We start from the raw sequence: 18,998 nt of genomic DNA, 5'->3' as shown, positions 1-18,998 counted from the left end.
ATTCTCGTTTGACAAGCATTTTTTTGAAAGTTTTTCTAAAAATGCCCTTCGTCGAAAATTGACATAGTGAACGCTTTCATTTACTCTCAAACTATTATTATCATACGCAAACGTTTGCGCTTTTATGATAAAAGACCGAGGACTATACTGCTAAAAATAAAAGGAGGAACTCATTTATGCTTGAAAACTTTACCGTTACCATCACCCCTTTTGGGAGAAAACGGAACGTAACTGTATACCTTCCAAATGAATATGAAACAACACAGAATGCCTACCCTGTTCTCTACATGCATGACGGGCAAAATGTCTTTAGAGACGAAGACGCGAGCTACGGCACTTCATGGGGCATACCGGAATATCTCGAACAAAGCGGGTTCCATCTGATCGTCGTCGGCCTCGACTGCAATCACGAGCGCTATAACCGATTCAACGAGTATGGACCATGGCAGAATGCCGAAATCAGCAAGCAAGTCATTGACAGGAACGAAACCCTTGGCGGTGAAGGTGCAGCCTACATCGACTACATCGTACATGAATTAAAGCCTTTCATCGATGCAAAATACCGTACGCTCCCTGAGGAAACATCTATGATGGGAAGCTCCATGGGCGGACTCATTACAACTTATGCAGCCTGCAAATACCCGGCAGTTTTCAAAAAAGCGGCCTCTCTCTCCTCCGCTTACTGGTTCAACCAAAAAGAAATCGAAGCTTTCGCTGCGGACAGTGCTTTGCAAGGACTGGAAAGATTCTACATGGACATTGGGACGAACGAAAGATCCGGAAAAATTGGACCAGAGCAATACGTTGCTTCAAGTATTCCTGTCTATGACATCCTGAAAGAAAAGGTGCCGATGTGCGAGTTTAAGATTTTTGAAGGTGCTGAGCATAACGAAGGAGCTTGGCGGGCAAGGCTCGGGGAGGTTTTTGGGTTTTTGTTTTTGGAAGCTTAAGGAGGGGGACGGGAAGCAGGGGGACGGTTCTCGTGCTTCCGAAGCAGCAGAAACCAAACAATTCCTACCTATTTCAGTGAACCTGTCCCCTGTCACACTGCCGCATTAAAGTCTTGGCACCTACTGATCAAATAAGCGCTCAATAAGTAGTCAATCAATACTCCCACTGTCCCCTTCTGCTTTAACGGAACGGGGGACAGGCGCAGATTTACTTCCCCTGTCCCCCGCTGCACTAATGGACAAAAGACCTGGCACTAGTTTTGTAACCTCTTGTCATAAAAGACGTTATAAAGCGGTTCCTCTGTCCCTCATCACTTTAGTGAAATGAGGGACAGGTGCCTCTTTTTTTTGGTGCCTGTCCCTCAATACAACACAGCATTAAAGCAATTGGGGCCTGTCCCCATTTTAATTCAGCCCTTGTCCCTCACTGCAGCAGCGCATTAAAGATCTGTCCCCACATTGCCAGCTCCCTGCAGTCATAGCAATTTTCAACAGCTGCCTCTGTCCCTAAAAGCTTTACCATAACGGGGGACAGGTACTCTATGTTGTTAACCTGTCCCCCGTCTTGCTAATGGAATAAAGATTTGTCCCCTCCTCGCTGCTTCCTTCTGTCACATAGTTTTAGTGAGACATCCACCTGTCCCTTGCTGCTTTAATGCAGTGAGGGACAGGTCCACCGGTATTGGTTCCAATCCAACCCCATAAAAATGGCCCTCTCCACCACCCCAAGTCGAACCATTTGAACCAAAACAATTCACCTTGTTAAAATGTAAAAGCATGATATCCCGAAAGGAGACTTTTACAGCATGAGTGAATATAAAAAGTTATTTGAGCCTGTTAAATTAGGAGCTTTCGATTTGCGTTCCCGTACGGCGATGGCGCCGATGACGCGGAGCTTCAGCGACGATGATACAGGTGTTGTGAATGATCAGGTTGTGGAGTATTACAGAAAGCGTGCAGCTGACGGGATTGGGCTGATTATTACAGAGGGTGTTGTGATCAGCTCCCGTGCGAAGGGCAATCCCGGAGTGCCAGGCATTTTCACAAAAGAGCAGGTGGAGGCTTGGAAAAAGGTAACGGATGCGGTTCATGAAGAGGGCGGCAGCATTGCTGCTCAGATTTGGCATGTTGGCCGCTTAAGTCATCCAGAATTGATTAAGGGGCAGACGCCTGAGGCTCCATCAGCGATTGCAGCTGAAGGCCTTGTTCCCCGCTTCCGCAAGCCTTACGCTGAGCCGCATGAGCTTTCAGTTGAGGATATAGAGCGCTTGATCGGCGAATATGCTGAGGCGGCCCGCAATGCAATAGAGGCCGGTTTTGACGGAGTTGAAATTCACGGGGCGCATGGTTATTTGATTGATCAGTTTAACAGCGAAGCGTCGAATAAGCGGACAGATGAGTATGGAGGCGATTTGCGCCAGCGTTTGACGTTTATGAAGCGTGTCATTTCGGCTGTGATTGAAGCAATTGGAGCGGATCGGACAATTATTCGTTTTTCTGCTCATAAAGTAGATGATCCTGGCTACCGCTGGGCAGATGGCGATGAGGCAGTGAAGATTTTCACAGATGCTTTCAGAGAAACTGGTGTGAAAATCATTCATCCTTCTGCCCTTGATGCACAGGAAGAGTTTGCACCTGGCGCAACACTGTATGACCTTTCCAGAAAGCATTGGGACGGATTCATTATCGGTGTCGGCAGTTTGACGGCCGATCAGGCGGAAGCTGCTTTAGAAAAAGGCGTGATGGATGTGGCGGCATTCGGCCGCCCGCTGATTTCCAATCCTGACTTTTTGCATAAAGTGAAAAGCGGCGCACCGCTTGAAGAGTATGAGGCGAAAAAGCATTTGGTTGTGCTGAACTGATTTTATAAAGGATGTCTCTTTTCTAAGAGGCATCCTTTTTTATATTAGAGTTTACTTAGTTGGCTTATTGAAGCAGCAGGTTTGTCCATCTCCCGCGCTTGTCGGGGCTGAACGAGCGGCTTCCGCTTTTCTTTGTTAGTAAGATTTATGTCTGCTGGCAATATTCCGGTATTCCTGCGGTGTCATGCCTTCGAATTTTTTGAAGAGCTTTGAGAAGTAGGCAGCGTCGCCAATGCCGCTTTCTTCTGATATGGCCGATATTTTGTCTGCTGTTGTAGCGAGAAGTTTTTTTGCCTGGGCGAGGCGGTATTTGTTTAAGTATTGCATGGGTGTGATGCCGGTTGATTTTTGCATGCATCTTGTGATGTAGTCAGGGTTAAAGCGGATTCCTGCGGACAGTTTGTCCATCCCTATTTCCTCTTTGTAGTGCTCCCTCAAATACTCCTTTGTGTCCTGCACGACTTTTTCCGCTGCAGATGGTATCTTCAGTGCTTCCTTTTGCAGGTGAAGCAGCAGCTCCTGAAAAACACCCTGAAGCCTTAGCGGCTGCTCAGTTGATTGATCAGTCATGCTTGCCAGGTCTTCAAGGAGCTCTTCTGTATAGAGGGAGTGAATGACAGCTGCCTTCTTTGGAATATTCAGCTGAAATGAAGCGGGAGAAATAAAGTCTGCTTCTTTTTGCTTGGCATTGCTCCAGCTGCTGTGGCCATCTTCTTCCGCATGAAAGGGCATGTGGGCACTAAAATGGATCCAGAACAGGCTGGTTTCTTTTTTAGAGGCTTTGTGTCCGAAGTGTTCTTTTCCAGGGGTAAGGATCAGATATTCTTTTTCTTTAACAGTGTAAGGAACCTTGTCTTCTGTGATAAACATTTCCCCTTTTACGATATAGAGCAGATCAAAGACCGGATAAATGCGCCGGGCATGTTTTCGTCCATTTTTAAAAGTGGATTGTCCGCCCTTTATAAAGGTTGGAAAAGGCGGGAGCTGAAATGCGAGATATGGCAAAGTGAAACCCCTTTCAGGTCGTATATTTCCAAAACGAATCGGTTTCTTCCCTTTAAATTATACATCTCTAAAGCTACACTAATAAAGGTTTTGATAAAAATTTTCCAAGGAGATTTTACATTTGAGAGTAGATTTACAGCATCGGAAAATCACCATTTTTTCCTTAACGTGGCCGATCTTTATTGAATTGTTTTTGTATATGCTGATGGGAAATACTGATACGCTCATGCTTAGCATGCATTCAGATGAGGCAGTGGCTGCTGTTGGGGTATCCAACCAGATTCTGCAGCTTGTGATTGTGATGTTCGGCTTTATGGCAGCGGGCTCTACGATTTTAATTACCCAGAATCTCGGGGCAAAAAGAGGTCAGGATGCAAAGGACATTGCCCTTATATCCATCATTTTCAACGCTATTTTAGGTCTTGTGATCAGCGTAATTCTCTATTTTTTCAGCAAATCCCTGCTTGGCATGATGAATTTGCCTCTTCATTTGATGCCTGATGCGGACGTTTATTTAGAGATTGTCGGCGGCTTTTCGTTTATTCAGGCCCTGATCATGACAGCGAGCGCCATACTGCGCAGCTATGGCTATACGAGAGAAACGATGTATGTGACCGTTGGGATGAATATCCTTCATATTATCGGCAACACGCTGTTTTTATTCGGTCCTTTCGGCATTCCGGTACTTGGCGTTGCCGGTGTGGCTGTTTCAACAGCTGTGTCGCGCTTTGCCGGTTTGATTTTGATTTTATTTATTCTCGCCAAAAAGGTGCCGTTCCCTGTTTTCAGCCGGTTAAAAAGCCTTCCTCTCCACCACTTTAGAACGCTTGTGAAAATCGGGCTTCCTTCTGCAGGAGAACAGCTTTCCTTTAATGTTTCGCAGATGGTGATTACGTATTTTGTTTCTTCGCTTGGCACAGAAGCTCTTGCGACAAAGGTTTATGCCCAGAACCTGATGATGTTTATTTATTTAATGAGCCTTGCGCTGAGCCAGGGCACTCAGATTGTGATTGGGCGGATGATTGGGGCAAAAGATTACGAGTCAGCTTTCAACCGCTGTTTAAAGACTCTTTATATGGCGATCGGTTTATCAACTGTGACCGCATTGGGTTTTCATACTTTTTCAGATTCACTGTTTCATATTTTCACTTCAAACGAGAGCATCATTCATACAGGCGGCCTGCTGATTTTGCTAACGGTTCTGCTTGAGCCTGGAAGAGCGTTTAACCTTGTGATTAACAATGCTCTGAGAGCGGCAGGCGATGTCAGGTTCCCAGTTTTCATGGGCGGTATGTCCGTCTGGTGTGTGAGCGTTCCAGCAGCCTTTCTGCTGTCTTCCGTGTTCGGGCTTGGGCTTATTGGCATCTGGATCGCCTTCATTCTTGACGAATGGCTTCGCGGGATACTCATGTACAAACGCTGGAAATCAAAGCAGTGGGTCACAAAAGGCTTCGTTTCTTCAAGAGAACCTGCTTTGCGTGAAAAACCAGCTATTTCATAATCATAAAGAGGATAGAGTGCCCTGCACCCTATCCTCTTTTTTCATCAAAATAGCGGGCAAGCGTCATCAGGGCGCTTCCCATCCGTTCATTTTCCGGAAAGATAACCCGCTCTATTCCTTCTTCCTTCAGCGACTGGGCTGTTACTTTGCCGACTGCAAGAGCTGTAACACCTTCAGAGAAGGCTTTGATGATCTTTTCCTCCAGGCCTTTTTCACGGGCATACTGCATTAAAAACCTACCTTGCGGCGTACTCGTAAAACTGACGGCATCGACGTTTTGCTCTGAAATTTCTTCTGCCAGCTTTTCAAGCACTGCTTCCTCAGGCGGGATGTGCAGATACGGCTGGATTTCCATGACTTCCGCATTTTCGCCGCGGAACCAGCTGACAAGCTTTGGTGCCTGCTCTCCGTGCAGCTGCAGCGCCACCTTTTTTCCGCTGAATGAAAAAGCAGCGAGCTCGCGGAGCAGCCCTTCATTGCTGCCGTCATCATCGCGGGCTGCGGCGTTGAGGCCTAGTTTCTTGACCATCTGCATCGTTTTATAGCCTCTGACGCCGATGTCGGTGCGGGAAAGCGAGTCTGTCCATTCTTTCTCAAGGCCGAGGCTCTTTGCCTTGTTCCAGAGCGCTTCTGTTCCCATGCCTGTAGTTAAGATCAGCCAGTCAGGCGGCGCCACTGCCATGGCTTTGATTTTTTCTTCCAGTCCTTCGTCATCAAGAAAAACGGTTCCCTGTGCAGGCAGCGGCAGGGCTGTCCCTCCAAGGTTTTCAATGATTTTTACCTGCTCTTCTATTTTTCTCTGGCCAGCCAGAATAATTTTTTTGCCTTCCAATCTGCTCAAGGTCTGCACTCTCCCTGTTTCTGTCCTTTTTTCAAGCATACCAGAAATTCCGCTTTCACAGCCTATCTTGGCTTGTTTCTTTTCTATCCCTTTTTCTATAATGAAAGTAATTGGGCAAATGGAGGTGCAAGGTTGAAGGCAAGTCAATTACTCTATTATTTCTTTTTTGTTTGGTATGCGTGCGGACTTGTGCTGCTCAGCCTGGATATTCTGCCGCCTGCCCTTGAATGGGCGAATGTGGTGTTTCTTATCCTGGCAGGCTCTCTTGGCGGCATTTACCTTGCTGAAGCATACGGGGTGAAAAAAGGCATTTTTCTTTCACTTATGATTATCATTTTCTCCATTTTTGCAGAGCATCTTGGCGTAAAGTATGGCATTCTTTTCGGAGACTACTATTATACGAAGGATTTCGGGCCGCAGGCTGCAGGTGTTCCAATTGTGATCGGCTTTGCCTGGCTCATGGTGACAGCAGGCTCGCATGCGATTTCAAAAGCGATCTTCAAAAGTGCTGCCGGCTGCATTGTGTTTGCCTCGATGCTGGCTGTTTTAATGGATGCTATTCTTGATCCTGTCGCCTTTAAAGTAAAAGAGTATTGGGTTTGGGAGCACAAAGGCCCTTACTATGATATTCCTTTTTCCAATTTTCTCGGATGGCTGATCGTTTCCCTTGTGCTTCACAGCTTGCTGTACATAACCGTCCGGGGAAAGATGACGATAAGGCCTGCTTCTGTTTGGGAAGGCAGGGCAGTTCTTGTTTACTATCTTGTTCTCTTTATGTTTATCCTGCTTGCCGTACTGAACAGCTTATGGCTTGCATCAGCTATTGTTCTCCTGCCGGCTGTCTTTGTCCTGATTCTTTACTTTCATAGGAAAAAGAGGGCTGCCCTATGATCCCTGCAAAAAAATCACCGGTGTTTGAGCACTTCTTTCATCTTTATAATAAGCAGCTGCTGAAAAGGCACTTTCACGGCATTTATGTGAAAAGCCCTCAGGAGCTGCCGAAAAACGCGCTTTTTTATGGCAATCACAGCTCCTGGTGGGACGGCTTGGTATGGTTTCATTTAAACAAAATGTTTCTGCATCATAACATTCATATCATGATGCATGAAAAAGGGCTGAATGAATTCCGCTTTTTTAAAAAACTTGGCGCCTATTCCGTTAATCGGAACCAGCCGCGGGATATCGCGCTATCCCTTCAGTACGGGGCAGAGCTTCTTAACAGCGGAAAGTCGACTATTCTGTTTCCGCAAGGCGATGAAAAGCATCAGGAGCTTCGGCCGCTTGGCTTTCTTCCCGGAATTGTCGCTTTATCGGAAAAGGCCAGTGCAGTGCCGCTTCTGCCTGCTGCTGTCTGCTATACGTTTGGCCATCAGAGAAAGCAGGCTGTTTATATTTCCATTGGAGAGCCTCACTTTTTAAGCAGCCTTCCTGGTGATAACCGCAGGGAAAAATCCGCTATGCTTGAGCGTGACTTTACATCAATGCTTGACGAATTGCGCTCTGCCGTCATCAGTGAACAGACAGAGAGCTTTCAAAACATTCTTTTGTAGGAGGTGATACAGTGGTAAAAGCAGCTGTTATTGGCGCAGGGCTTGGCGGGCTGTCCGCCGCGATCATGCTTAGAAGCGCAGGCTTTGAAGTGACGGTTATTGAAAAAAACTTCCATGCCGGCGGTAAGCTGATGCCGGTGTCGCTCGGTGATTACCATTTTGATTTCGGACCTAATACGATTACAATGCCGCACGTCTTCTCATCAGTTTTCGAAAAAGCAGGTGTTGTGATGGAGGATGTGCTGGAGTTCATCAAGCTTCCTCATCATACGAAGAACTTTTCCCCTGATGGAACAGAATTGGTTTTTTCACATGACAGTGACTATATGAAAAAACAGCTGAAGGAGCAGGACCCTTTCGGTGCTGAGAATTATGATAAGTTTCTAAAAGAAATTGAGCGGCTTTACCGCCTTTCAGAGGCTCATTTTTTTCCGAAAATGTTTAAGGGTCCGCTCGATTATTTGTCACCCCGTCTTGGCGCGGCTTTTTCACAGGTGCGGCCACTGGAAACGATGGATCATTTTTTCCGGCGCTACTTTAAGAGCCCTAATGTGCTGCAGGCATTGAACAGGTATGCCACATACATCGGCTCCTCCCCTTATGTCTCACCGGCTACATTTGCCATGATCGCGTACCTAGAGCTTGTGCAGGGCGTTTATTATGTCAAAGGGGGCAATGTAAAAATTGCAGAAGCTCTCCAACGTGCAGCTTCTGATATGGGTGTTTCGTTTCTAATGGGAAGTGAAGTTGTATCCATCCAAGTCAAAGAAAAAAGAGCCGAAAGTTTAACATTGGACAGCGGAGAAGTGATCAAAGCAGACGAATTTATCATGAATGCCGACTTGCTAAAGGCTTTTCCAGAGCTCGTGCAGGAGGATGACCGCCCTCATTTTTCCGACCAGAAGCGGGACAGGTATGAGCCCTCCATTTCTGCCTTTGTCATTTTAGCCGGCATGAATAATATTTCTAAAAAGCTGCATCATCACAACGTCTTTTTTTCAAGTAATTATCAAAGGGAGTTTCACGATTTATTTAAAAACGGGGTTTACAGTACCCAGCCGACCATCTATATCAGCAGCTCTTCCTATACAGACAGGCAGCAGTCTGTTAACGGGGACAACCTGTTTATCCTTGTGAATGCACCGCCGCTGAAAAAGGATGGCAGGCTGCAGGTGAATCCGGAGGAATACAAGGAGCTCATCTATGACAGGCTGGAAGCGGCAGGCCTTCCAATCAGGGAGCACCTTAGCGTGGAAAAGGTTATTACTCCCCAGGAAATAGCGGCTAAATTCGGCGCTTACAGGGGTGCGCTTTACGGCATCTCCGCGAACAGAAAACTGGACGCTTTTTTACGGCCCGGGAATTTTTCCAGAGATATTAAAAATCTCTCCTTTGCCGGAGGCAGCACACATCCGGGCGGCGGATCACCAATGGTGACGATCAGCGGGATGAATGTGGCAAAGGCTTTGATAAAAAGACACCAATAGAAAAAGCTGCCGGATCTTCTCCGGCAGCTTTTCTATAGGGCACTTTCCTCAAGCTGGCTCAAAATGCTGAGCTTTTCATCCTGTGTGACAAAGTTTCTCTTTGAAAAAACCTGGTATTGATTTTGGCGGATTTTGTTCAGAATGGCTTTATAAAAGTGGGCTGCAGCCTGTACAGGCTTTCGCGAATGAAGCGGATATTCGTGAAGGGTGTCCATGGCTTCCTCGTAGTAGGCTTCAGCTTCAAAAGCCATGTATTCCCACACAGAGATAAAAGCCTCTGTGACAATGCCTGATTTCAGGTCGTCTTCACTGCAGGAAAACTGGTTCATCACATCCTTCGGCAAGTAGATCCGGTTCCGGTCCAAATCTTCTCCAATGTCTCTTAATATATTCGTGAGCTGCATGGCAAGCCCAAGGGACAGGGCGCTGTTCCGCAATACCCCCGTTTTCTTAGGCGCCAGAATCGGAAGAAGCATCAGCCCTACCGTTCCTGCCACATGGTACGAGTAGGAAAGCACTTCATCTACCGTGCTGTACCTGTTTTTTGTTAAGTCCATACGCTGGCCTTCGATCATATCCCTGAAGGCCTGGACATCCATTTCAAAACGGCTGAAGGTGTCCTCCAGAGCCTCCCAGAGAAAGCGTCCGGACGGGCGGGTTCCGCTGAGAAAAAGATGAAATTCCTGTTCAAAGGCTGCGAGCTCTGCTGCCGGGGAATCCCCTTCATCAACAATATCATCCACAGTGCGGCAAAAGGCGTAAACGGCCCATACAGACTGCTTTTTCCTCAGAGGGAGAAGCGAGAAAGCCTTATAAAATGTTTTGGAATTTTGCTTAATCATTTCTTCGCATTGCTGGTAGGCTTTTTTCAGGCTATCCACTAGTTTTCACCTCTCTGTATTTAGCGGCATCCTCCAAAAGCTCAGATGCCATCAATTTAGCTCCTTGCATCACGATCGGCACACCTCCGCCAGGGTGAATGGATGCTCCTGCTGCGTAAACATTCTGAAGGATGGACGGCTTCACCTGAGGGCGAAATACGCCTGATTGATTCAGCGATGGAGCAAGTCCGAAGCTTCCGCCATCAAACAGTCCTTCTTTCATCGCATCAAGAGGGGTTTTCACCTTTTGCCAAAGAATCGCTTCTCTAAGGCCGGGGAATCCTCTCTTTTCAAGCTCATCGATCATCTTTTCAATAAAGGCATCCTGTTCCTTCCAGTTGATTCCCTCTCCTGAAGGCACAGGCACGAGAGCATACAGCACGCCTTTCCCCTCTGGAGCAAGGCTCCCGTCAATAACGGAAGGATGGAACGCGTATATGGAAGGATCCTCGGGAAGCTCTTTTGTTTTAAAAACGGCCTTCATATGACTGGAAAAATCAGAGCCCATAAAAAACTGATGAACATCTGCCTTATGATAAATCTTGTTCAGCCCAAAGTAGAGCAGAAGACAGCTGGAGGAAGGCGTGTAAGGCTTTTTCTTCGGCATATAGCGGTTTAACAAATGTGAGACGGCTGGAAAATCCCCATTAAGGACGAAATAGTCTGCTGCGATCTTTTTTCCATTAACCTCAGCTGAAACGGCATTTAAGCCGCTTACCTCAAATCCTGTCAGCTCTGAATCTTTTAAAATGGCAACGCCTAATCTCCTGAGCGCCTTTTCAAGAACGGCTGCGAGTGAGGCATATCCGCCTTTCACATAATAGATGCCATGCTGATGCTCGCTGTAGGAAATAAGGGAATAAAGAGCTGGCGACTCATAAGGGTTGCCGCCGATATAAAGGGTTTGCAGGGAATAGGCCTGCAGGAGCCGTTCGTCTTTAAAATAGCCCTGCAGCGATTTATACACGCTTTTGTATGCCTTCAGCTTCATCAGCGCCCGGATGTTGCTGCCTGTCCAAAAATCTTTTTTAAAAGTGAACGATTTTTCTAAAAATGCTTTTTGGCCTAAAGGAAAAGAAATGTCCATGTCCTTCATAAAGCGCAGAAAACCTGACGTGTCTCCAGGAAATTTCTCCTTCAGCTCCTCCAGCTGCTTTTCTTTCGAAGAATACTTCCTGTAAGTTGATCCGTCCTTATAGTGAAGGGTGTAAAGAGGATCCATCTTAAGCAATTCGTACTCTGTTCTGGCCACACCTGCCTCATCGAGAATGCTTTGCAGCATTTCCGGCAAAAGGACGATCGTCGGGCCTTCATCAATTTTGAAGTCCTGCTCTCTGATGTAAGACAGCCGGCCGCCCAGCTTATGGCTCTTTTCACATATCGTAACATCCATTCCGTTTTTTTTCAGTAATAAAGCGGCTGTCATGCCGCCTATTCCGCTCCCGGCTATGAGTACTTTTTTCATCCGATGCCAGCTCTCTTTCCAGGTCCGGCCTTAATTTGCGGAAGATGGTCCTTTTTAAAAATGCCGTTCACAGTAATTCTTGCCGATTCTAAAATCGTCGGAAGCCCGCTGCCGGGATGCGTGCCGCCTCCTACAAGCCAGCAGTGATCAAGCTCATCAAATTTGTTGTGGGGCCTGAGCACCATCATCTGTGACAGCTGATGCCCCAGATTAAAAGTCGCTCCTTTGTACACAAAAATATCTTTTTCCCATTCCAGCGGAGAAATAATTTTTTCTGTCACTATATGATTCTCTAAATCTTTAAAACCCGTTCTTTTTTCAACAGTTTCCAGGATCAGCCTCCGGAACGTTTCCTTTTTCTCCTCCCAGCTTATGCCGCTCAAATTGCTCGGCACAGGCGCAAGGACATAAAGGGCAGATTTCCCTGCCGGTGCAAGGGTTGGATCTGTTACACTGGCGTTTTGGATATAGATCGAGATATCATCCGATAAATCAAATGTCTTGGTGATCGCTTCCACATTTTTCTTGTAATCTTTCGCAAAAAGAATCGTATGATGCGGCAGATCATAAATTTTGTCCAAACCAAGATAAATCATAAAGGTAGAACAGGAAAACTTCTTTTTGGAAAGCTTGGCTTTTGAAAACTTCTTTGAAACGCCTTCCTCTAAGAGATTTGTCATCACATGGGCAAAATCCCCGTTTATGATCACCTCGTCTGCTTCTATCTTTTCCCCGCTTTCAAGCAAAATCCCTTTCGCTTTTTTTCCTTCGTGCAGCAGTTTTTTTACGCCCTGACCAAGATGGATTCTGCCTCCAAGCTCCTCAAATGCTTTTGCCATCGCCTTTGACAGCTGGTTCACTCCTCCAATTGGGTGATAAATGCCGTATGCATGCTCCATATAAGAAAGAATGGAAAAAGCACCAGGGCATTCCCATGGCGACATGCCAAGATATTTTGACTGAAAGGTAAAAGCCAGCTTGATGCGCTCGTCCATAAAATAATCCGACAGCACCCCATAAAGGCTTTTCGTCACAGTCAAATCCGGAAGCGCCTTCAGCACCCTCGGGCTCAAGTAATGATGAAACCGGTCCATCCGGCTCTGCAGAATAGGCGACAGCTTGTCCATTTTCCGTTCCGTGTCAGCCATAAACCTCGCATAGCCATCACCGTCTCCTGGTGCAATCTCATCAATCCGCTTTTTCATTTCCTCCGGATTTCTTGTCATGTGCAGTGATTCGTTTTCAAAAATCAGTTCATACAAATCATCAATTTCTTTCAGATCCACGTAATCATGCAGATTCTTTCCTGCTGACTGAAAAATTTCTTCCGCTATATGAACCATGCTGAGAAAGGTTGGACCCATATCAAATGTAAAGCCGTCAAGATTGATGGAAGAATTTCTGCCTCCAACATAAGGCTGTTTTTCATAAACATCCACTTCATACCCTTTGCCGGCAAGCATAAGCGCTGCGGCCAATCCGCCAGGCCCTGCGCCGATCACGATCATTTTTGATGCCATTGCATTCACCTCACGTTTCCTTTTCCCTTGTACAATAGTTATACAAACATTATACGTTTATAGGTATTAAAAGACAACGAAGAAAAATTTCCCAATACTCTTTCTATAAGTATATCTTTTGTGCAGCCAGTTAAGAAGCTGAAGGAAAAAAGATAGACTTGTACAGAGCTTCTGCAAAAAAAAGCAGCCAAAACCCGGCTGCTAGGCATCTTTAATATTAATCCGGTATTCCTCAAACCACACGTGAATCTGACCAAGATGGGCAAGAAGCTGCGGCCCTGTCATCAGCTGGCCGTACCAAGGAGCCTTAAACCCGCTGCCGTTCGTATCGATAATACGGTTCAGCTCCTCCCTGTTCAGCAGTTCATGAAGCACGGAATCTTTCTTTTTCAAATGCCCAAGCAGCCAGGATTTCACGGCTTCTGTATAGGCAGGGTGATGGGTTTTCGGATAAGGACTTTTCTTCCTGTACAGCACCTCTTCAGGCAGCAGTCCTTCCAGGGCCTTCCTGAGCAGCCCCTTTTCCCTGTTCCCGTGCATTTTCATTTCCCACGGGACATTCCAGACATATTCTACAAGGCGATGGTCGGCAAACGGCACCCTGACTTCAAGGCTCGCACCCATGCTCATTCTGTCCTTCCTGTCGAGAAGGGTTGTCATGAACCAAAGCATGTTAATATAGAAAAGCTGTCTTCTTTTTGATTCAAGAGACGCTTCCCCGTCAAGCAGCGGTGTTTCAGCCATTGATTCTTCATATCTATTTTTCACATACTCTTTTAACTGCAGCTTTTCTCTCCACTCAGGCTTTAGCAGCTCTACTCTGGCATCTGTTGAACGCATCCATGGGAACACATCCGCCTCGCCGGGACGATGAAACCAAGGGTACCCTCCGAAAATTTCATCTGCGCATTCTCCAGAAAGGCTAACAGTAAAATCCTTTTTAATTTCACGGCAAAACCAAAGAAGCGAGCTGTCAATGTCCGCCATCCCCGGCAAGTCTCTAACAAGCACTGCCTCTGTCAAATGCTCTGCCAGCAGCTGCTGTGAAATCACCGATCTCGTGTGGTTCGTACCGAACGCATCAGTCATCAGCTGAATCCAATAGCCATCAGCATTTGGCTGAAAATCGCTTTTTTGAAAAAATTTCTCGTTTTCTTCATAATCAATCGAGTAAGTATGAAGCTGCCCTTTGCCTTCTTGCTTGTATGCTTCTGCAGCTATCGCTGTGATCGCACTGGAATCCACACCGCCTGACAAAAAAGTGCAGAGCGGCACATCTGAAACAAGCTGGCGCGTTACAGCATCTTTAACAAGAAAGCGGACTTTGTCAACTGTCTCATCAAATGAATCCGTATGCTCAGCACTCTTCACATTCCAATACCGCCAAACCTTCAGCCCTTCTCTGTTCAGCTTCAGGGCATGCCCTGGCCTCAGCTCCTTAATCCCCTGAAAAACGCCGCTCCCAGGTGTTCTTGACGGCCCTAGCGCCATTACTTCAGCAAGCCCTTCTCTGTCAACGGCCGCCGCTGTTTCAGGGTGAGCCAGAATGGATTTTATCTCAGAGCCGAACAAAAACGAGGCATTGTTTTCCTTGTAGAAGAACGGCTTGACTCCGAGGCGGTCTCTCGCCGCGAACAGCTCTTCTTTTTCACTGTCCCAGACAGCAAAGGCGAAAATGCCGTTCAAATGGCCGAGACACGCTTCCCTCCATTCCATAAAAGAAGCAAGCAGCACCTCTGTATCAGAATGCCCTGTGAAGCGGTGGCCTCTCTTCAGCAATTCTTTTCGGATTTCCTCCGTATTATAAAGCTCGCCATTGTAGCAAATCGTAAAGGTGCCGGCATCCTTCGTCCGGCTCATCGGCTGCCTGCCGCCTTCAATATCAACAACTGCCAGGCGTTTATGGCCGAACAGCACATGGCGCTCACCAAAAAAGTTTGTATCATCAGGGCCCCTTTTAGACAAGGCTGCCGTCATTTTTTCCACTATGTTCTTCCGCTGTGATAAGTCCTGCTGCAGATCAATCCAGCCAGCTATACCGCACATCCTTCATCATCTCCCTGTTTCGGCCTCTCTTAACCGTCATCAAGCAATCCACTACATAGCATATGAAAGGAAGCTTTGTCCGGATGAATGGTTTGGGCTTTGCTATGTTCTTTTCTGATAAAAACCAGCGGAAAACGAGCTCTGTATAACGGCCTCTTCTTTTGGGTAAAACGAGAATAAAAATATTCATCAGGGAGTGTACAGCATTTGAGCGAACAAAACAGAACAGAGCTGCTGCAGGTTCAGGACCGCTCCTATATGATCGGAATGATTCAGCAGCTTGAAGAAGAATGGTTTTTTATCGAAGAAGACGAAGACCAGATGGTGCTCCTTGAAACATTAAATACAAAAGAACTTGAAATTTTTCTCGAGGAAAAATGGCAAAAAGCAAAACTCGCAGCAAACGGCAAAATAAAGGGGCCCTTCGGAACCCATGTCATCCATGAAGACGACTGCTTCCGCATGAAAAAACCACTCCCCTACGCGCTCGACCAAATGCTGCAGTCTCTGTCAGACAAGACCTTCGAGGAATTTGCCAAACAGCTGAACAGTCTGGGCTTTTCAATCTTTGACTGCGTCTACAGCTACAACCAGCTCCTCTTCCTCAGCCGAAAGAAACGAAAAAAAGGCGTATCCTTTTTCCAATTCGACAACGAAGAAGGCATCTGCGCCGTCCAGCACCACTTTGAACGCGGAACAGCTGAAGGTGACAGATTTGAATTTACGACGAGCTTTGGAAAGAGGGCTGTGCTTTCTTATAGTGCTTAACGAAAAGCGGAGGCCGCTCGTTCAGCCCCGACAAGCGCTGGAGGAAAATCCCGAAAAGTCCGGGTTTGACTTTTTGGGATTTTTCGAAGCGACTCGAGGGGCTAGCGGCCGCAGCTGGACAATGAAAAGCGCAAGCGGCTTGTTCAGCCCCCGGTATAAAAAAAAAGACCAATTCACAATTGGTCCTTTTTTTATCAGCTGAAAGGATGAAAGCCAAGCGGCAGGCGCAGGCCAAGGAAAATAACTAATACGAGTGCTATCACGAAGCCGATCCAAAGCCCTTTAAGAGCTTTTCCTTTTTTCATGCGGACAAGGATCATTTCCATCAGCACGAGGATCACTAAGCCGATCAGCAATTTCCCGTAATATTCTCCTGTAAACTTCTTAATCGTGTAGCCTGCTAAAAAAAGCTGCAGACCTGAAGCCAGGATCAGTATGTAGAATACCCTTGTAATCATATGTACAATTTTAAACGGTTTTGCTTTGCCTGATTGAAAAAGAAATACAGCAGCAAAGAATAAAATAATTCCTAGAGCCCATGCTGTAATGTGCAGGTGCGTTGTCATGTTTTTTCCTCCTACTTGTTTTCTCTTATATTACCATGAAACTGGCTTCCAGTTGGAAGAAGAAGTTGCATTGTTGTGTATTGTTTTCTTTACTATCCTGGGATATTGTATACATAGAGACCCGCTTGAAATAAAATGAAAGCCTTTTATTTCTTAGCAGACGGGCACTGAAACAATGCGTTCACGCATGTTTCACACAATTCGGGGAGTACGGAGGGATACTATGACAAAATCAGCACAAATCATTGAAGTGACCGAAAAATACGGAGCCAACAATTATCATCCGCTGCCGATCGTCATTTCCAAAGCAGAAGGTGTTTGGGTGGAAGACCCTGAGGGCAACCGCTATATGGACATGCTGAGTGCCTATTCAGCTGTTAACCAAGGCCACCGCCATCCAAAAATCATTCAGGCTCTGAAGGATCAAGCGGACAGAGTGACTTTGACATCCCGCGCTTTCCACAGCGACCTACTTGGTCCATGGTATGAAAAAGTGGCACAATTAACAGGCAAAGATATGGTGCTGCCGATGAACACAGGAGCAGAAGCTGTTGAGACTGCTGTGAAAACAAGCAGACGCTGGGCGTACGAAGTAAAAGGCGTTGAAGCAGACAAAGCTGAAATTATTGTCTGCGAAGATAACTTCCACGGCCGCACGATGACCGCTGTGTCTATGTCATCAAGCGATGAATACAAGCGCGGATTCGGTCCAATGCTGCCTGGCATTAAAATTATCCCATTCGGCGACCTTGATGCTTTAAAAGAAGCCATCACACCTAATACCGCTGCCTTTATTTTCGAACCGATTCAAGGTGAAGCCGGTATTCACATACCGAAGGAAGGCTTCCTGAAAGAAGCTTATGATCTTTGCAAAGAAAACAACGTCCTTTATGTGGCAGACGAAATCCAGGCTGGCCTTGGCCGCTCAGGCAAATTATTTGCCTGCGACTGGGAAGACGTAAAGCCTGATATGTACATTCTCGGCAAAGCGCTAGGCGGCGGAGTATTTCCTATTTCCTGCATCGCAGCTGACAAAGACGTTCTAGGCGTCTTCAATCCAGGGTCACACGGCTCAACATTCGGCGGAAATCCGCTTGCATGCGCCGTTTCTATTGCTGCCCTTGACGTTCTTGTTGATGAAAAGCTTTCTGAGCGCTCACTGGAACTCGGAAACTACTTCCAGGAAAAGCTGAGCGAAATCAGCAATCCTAAAATCAAAGAAGTGCGCGGAAAAGGACTCTTTATCGGAGTTGAGCTTACAGAAGATGCACGTCCTTACTGTGAGTCCCTGAAAGCAGAAGGCCTCCTTTGCAAGGAAACGCACGACACTGTCATCCGCTTTGCACCGCCTCTTGTGATTTCTAAAGAGGAGCTTGACTGGGCAATTGAACGTGTGAAAAAAGTTCTTTCTTAATAGATTGAAAATGCCGGGGCTGAATCCCGGCATTTTTTAATTGAATTGAACATGATTTGGTTGCTGGGAGCTGTTTATGCGCTGGTACATCGGTTTATCCGCGGGTTTACAATTTTATGCGCAGCTTAACGTATATACGCTAGTTCACTTTTTCACGCATAACCCCCTCCCCCACAAAAAAACCCGGTCCAAAGGAATCCATCCTCCATACCGGGCTCTCACTCATTTCACCTGATTCTTCAGCGTTCCCACACCTTCAATCACAATTTCAATTTCATCGCCGGACTGCAGGAATTTCGGCGGGTTAAATCCTTTTCCGACTCCTGATGGCGTGCCGGTTGCAATCACATCGCCAGGCTCCAATGTGGTTCCCTGTGAAATGACTGAAATGACCTTCTCAATCGAAAAGATCATATCCTTCGTTTCACCGGACTGGCGCAGTTCTCCGTTCACTCTTGTTTCAACCTTCAGCGAATATGGGTCTTCTACAGCTGACTTATGGACGATGTAAGGACCCATTGGACAGGATGTATCAAGGCTTTTTCCAAGCAGAAACTGCTTGTGCCTGGACTGCAGATTTCTTGCAGTCACATCGTTCAGCACAGTGTAGCCAAACACATAGTCCATCGCTTCCTCTTCTGGAATCCCCTTTCCTTTTTTGCCTATGATTACCGCAAGCTCGCCTTCGTAGTCGAGTTCATTTGTTATATGAAGATGCGGATCAATTTTTTCACCTGGGCCGATGACAGATGTCGGTGCTTTTGAGAAAAGCATGACGTACTCCGGAATGTCTGCTTCGCTTCCCATTTCGATCGCGTGGTCTCTGTAATTTTTGCCGACGCAGTAAATGTTTTTGTTCGGTCTTGGGATTGGTGCAAGCAGCTGCACGTCTTTTAGCGGATATATAAATGACTCTGTTTCTTCTGATTTGTTCAGCCAGCTCTGCAGCTGCAAAACATGGTTTTTCAGCTTTTCTCCCTGTTCAATGCAGGCTGTCATATCAGCTGGAATGGTCTCCATTTCAAAAAGCTTTTTTTCTGCCTTCTGCAGGTCCATAATATGCCCGTCTTCTGTGACGATTCCTATAAATGTTTTCCCGTTTAGCTGGGCGGTTGCGAAAATCATTATCCATTCCCCCATGA

General features: G+C 46.5%; 16 protein-coding genes. 8 read left to right on the top strand and 8 right to left on the bottom strand.

The window, feature by feature from the left end; translation table 11 throughout:
* Positions 1 to 176: 176 nt before the first annotated feature.
* A complete protein-coding gene (locus LRR81_RS11750) occupies positions 177 to 950 on the top strand; it encodes an alpha/beta hydrolase (protein ID WP_231789568.1) in 774 nt (257 codons plus the stop codon).
* 806 nt (positions 951 to 1,756) lie between these two features.
* Positions 1,757 to 2,812: an alkene reductase gene (locus LRR81_RS11745; protein WP_231789567.1), complete on the top strand. Its 1,056-nt coding sequence runs from the start codon at positions 1,757 to 1,759 to the stop codon at positions 2,810 to 2,812.
* Between the two features lie 135 nt (positions 2,813 to 2,947).
* Here the strand turns inward: LRR81_RS11745 and LRR81_RS11740 are convergent, their stop codons facing one another.
* Positions 2,948 to 3,817: an AraC family transcriptional regulator gene (locus LRR81_RS11740; RefSeq protein WP_231789566.1), complete on the bottom strand. Its 870-nt coding sequence runs from the start codon at positions 3,815 to 3,817 to the stop codon at positions 2,948 to 2,950.
* A gap of 121 nt (positions 3,818 to 3,938) precedes the next feature.
* On the opposite strand from LRR81_RS11740, the gene LRR81_RS11735 reads away from it, so the two are divergent.
* Complete coding sequence (locus LRR81_RS11735; protein WP_231789565.1) at positions 3,939 to 5,318, top strand: MATE family efflux transporter; 1,380 nt, start codon at positions 3,939 to 3,941, stop codon at positions 5,316 to 5,318.
* 28 nt (positions 5,319 to 5,346) lie between these two features.
* Here LRR81_RS11735 and LRR81_RS11730 read toward each other — a convergent pair whose 3' ends face one another.
* A complete protein-coding gene (locus LRR81_RS11730; protein WP_231789564.1) occupies positions 5,347 to 6,159 on the bottom strand; it encodes a uroporphyrinogen-III synthase in 813 nt (270 codons plus the stop codon).
* A gap of 132 nt (positions 6,160 to 6,291) precedes the next feature.
* Between LRR81_RS11730 and LRR81_RS11725 the strand changes: the two genes are divergently transcribed.
* Genes LRR81_RS11725 through LRR81_RS11715 form a run of 3 tightly spaced genes read left to right on the top strand, consistent with a single transcriptional unit; the run spans position 6,292 to position 9,196 of the window.
* Positions 6,292 to 7,050 carry a carotenoid biosynthesis protein gene (locus LRR81_RS11725; protein ID WP_231789563.1) on the top strand — a complete coding sequence of 253 codons (759 nt, stop codon included), beginning with the start codon at positions 6,292 to 6,294 and terminating at the stop codon, positions 7,048 to 7,050.
* Positions 7,047 to 7,709 (top strand): lysophospholipid acyltransferase family protein, encoded by a 663-nt coding sequence (locus LRR81_RS11720; protein WP_231789562.1) that lies wholly within the window; start codon positions 7,047 to 7,049, stop codon positions 7,707 to 7,709. Before LRR81_RS11725 ends, LRR81_RS11720 begins: the two co-directional genes overlap by 4 nt.
* A gap of 11 nt (positions 7,710 to 7,720) precedes the next feature.
* Positions 7,721 to 9,196 carry a phytoene desaturase family protein gene (locus LRR81_RS11715; RefSeq protein ID WP_231789561.1) on the top strand — a complete coding sequence of 492 codons (1,476 nt, stop codon included), beginning with the start codon at positions 7,721 to 7,723 and terminating at the stop codon, positions 9,194 to 9,196.
* 32 nt (positions 9,197 to 9,228) lie between these two features.
* Here LRR81_RS11715 and LRR81_RS11710 read toward each other — a convergent pair whose 3' ends face one another.
* From LRR81_RS11710 to asnB, 4 genes are all read right to left on the bottom strand, one after another.
* Positions 9,229 to 10,038 (bottom strand): phytoene/squalene synthase family protein, encoded by an 810-nt coding sequence (locus LRR81_RS11710; RefSeq protein ID WP_231789731.1) that lies wholly within the window; start codon positions 10,036 to 10,038, stop codon positions 9,229 to 9,231.
* 31 nt (positions 10,039 to 10,069) lie between these two features.
* On the bottom strand, positions 10,070 to 11,542 hold the full coding sequence (locus LRR81_RS11705) for a phytoene desaturase family protein (protein ID WP_231789560.1): 1,473 nt from the start codon (positions 11,540 to 11,542) through the stop codon (positions 10,070 to 10,072).
* A complete protein-coding gene (locus tag LRR81_RS11700; RefSeq protein WP_231789559.1) occupies positions 11,539 to 13,062 on the bottom strand; it encodes a phytoene desaturase family protein in 1,524 nt (507 codons plus the stop codon). Before LRR81_RS11700 ends, LRR81_RS11705 begins: the two co-directional genes overlap by 4 nt.
* Before the next feature lie 201 nt (positions 13,063 to 13,263).
* Entirely contained in the window at positions 13,264 to 15,108 is a 1,845-nt protein-coding gene (asnB, locus tag LRR81_RS11695; protein WP_231789558.1) for an asparagine synthase (glutamine-hydrolyzing), read from the bottom strand.
* Positions 15,109 to 15,315: 207 nt separating this feature from the next.
* Between asnB and LRR81_RS11690 the strand changes: the two genes are divergently transcribed.
* Positions 15,316 to 15,876 carry a DUF2777 family protein gene (locus tag LRR81_RS11690; protein ID WP_231789557.1) on the top strand — a complete coding sequence of 187 codons (561 nt, stop codon included), beginning with the start codon at positions 15,316 to 15,318 and terminating at the stop codon, positions 15,874 to 15,876.
* Positions 15,877 to 16,070: 194 nt separating this feature from the next.
* Here LRR81_RS11690 and LRR81_RS11685 read toward each other — a convergent pair whose 3' ends face one another.
* Positions 16,071 to 16,442, bottom strand: a complete 372-nt coding sequence (locus tag LRR81_RS11685; protein WP_231789556.1) for a YisL family protein — start codon at positions 16,440 to 16,442, stop codon at positions 16,071 to 16,073.
* A 223-nt stretch (positions 16,443 to 16,665) separates the two neighbouring features.
* Here LRR81_RS11685 and LRR81_RS11680 point away from each other — a divergent pair, with 223 nt between their 5' ends.
* Positions 16,666 to 17,856, top strand: a complete 1,191-nt coding sequence (locus LRR81_RS11680; RefSeq protein ID WP_231789555.1) for an ornithine--oxo-acid transaminase — start codon at positions 16,666 to 16,668, stop codon at positions 17,854 to 17,856.
* A gap of 222 nt (positions 17,857 to 18,078) precedes the next feature.
* Here the strand turns inward: LRR81_RS11680 and LRR81_RS11675 are convergent, their stop codons facing one another.
* Positions 18,079 to 18,981, bottom strand: a complete 903-nt coding sequence (locus LRR81_RS11675) for a fumarylacetoacetate hydrolase family protein (RefSeq protein ID WP_231789554.1) — start codon at positions 18,979 to 18,981, stop codon at positions 18,079 to 18,081.
* Positions 18,982 to 18,998 lie beyond the last annotated feature (17 nt).

Origin of the sequence: Metabacillus kandeliae, assembly GCF_021166585.1 — a bacterium.
Taxonomy (GTDB): Bacteria; Bacillota; Bacilli; order Bacillales; family Bacillaceae; genus Metabacillus_B; species Metabacillus_B kandeliae.
This window is presented reverse-complemented; position numbering and strand designations above follow the sequence as displayed.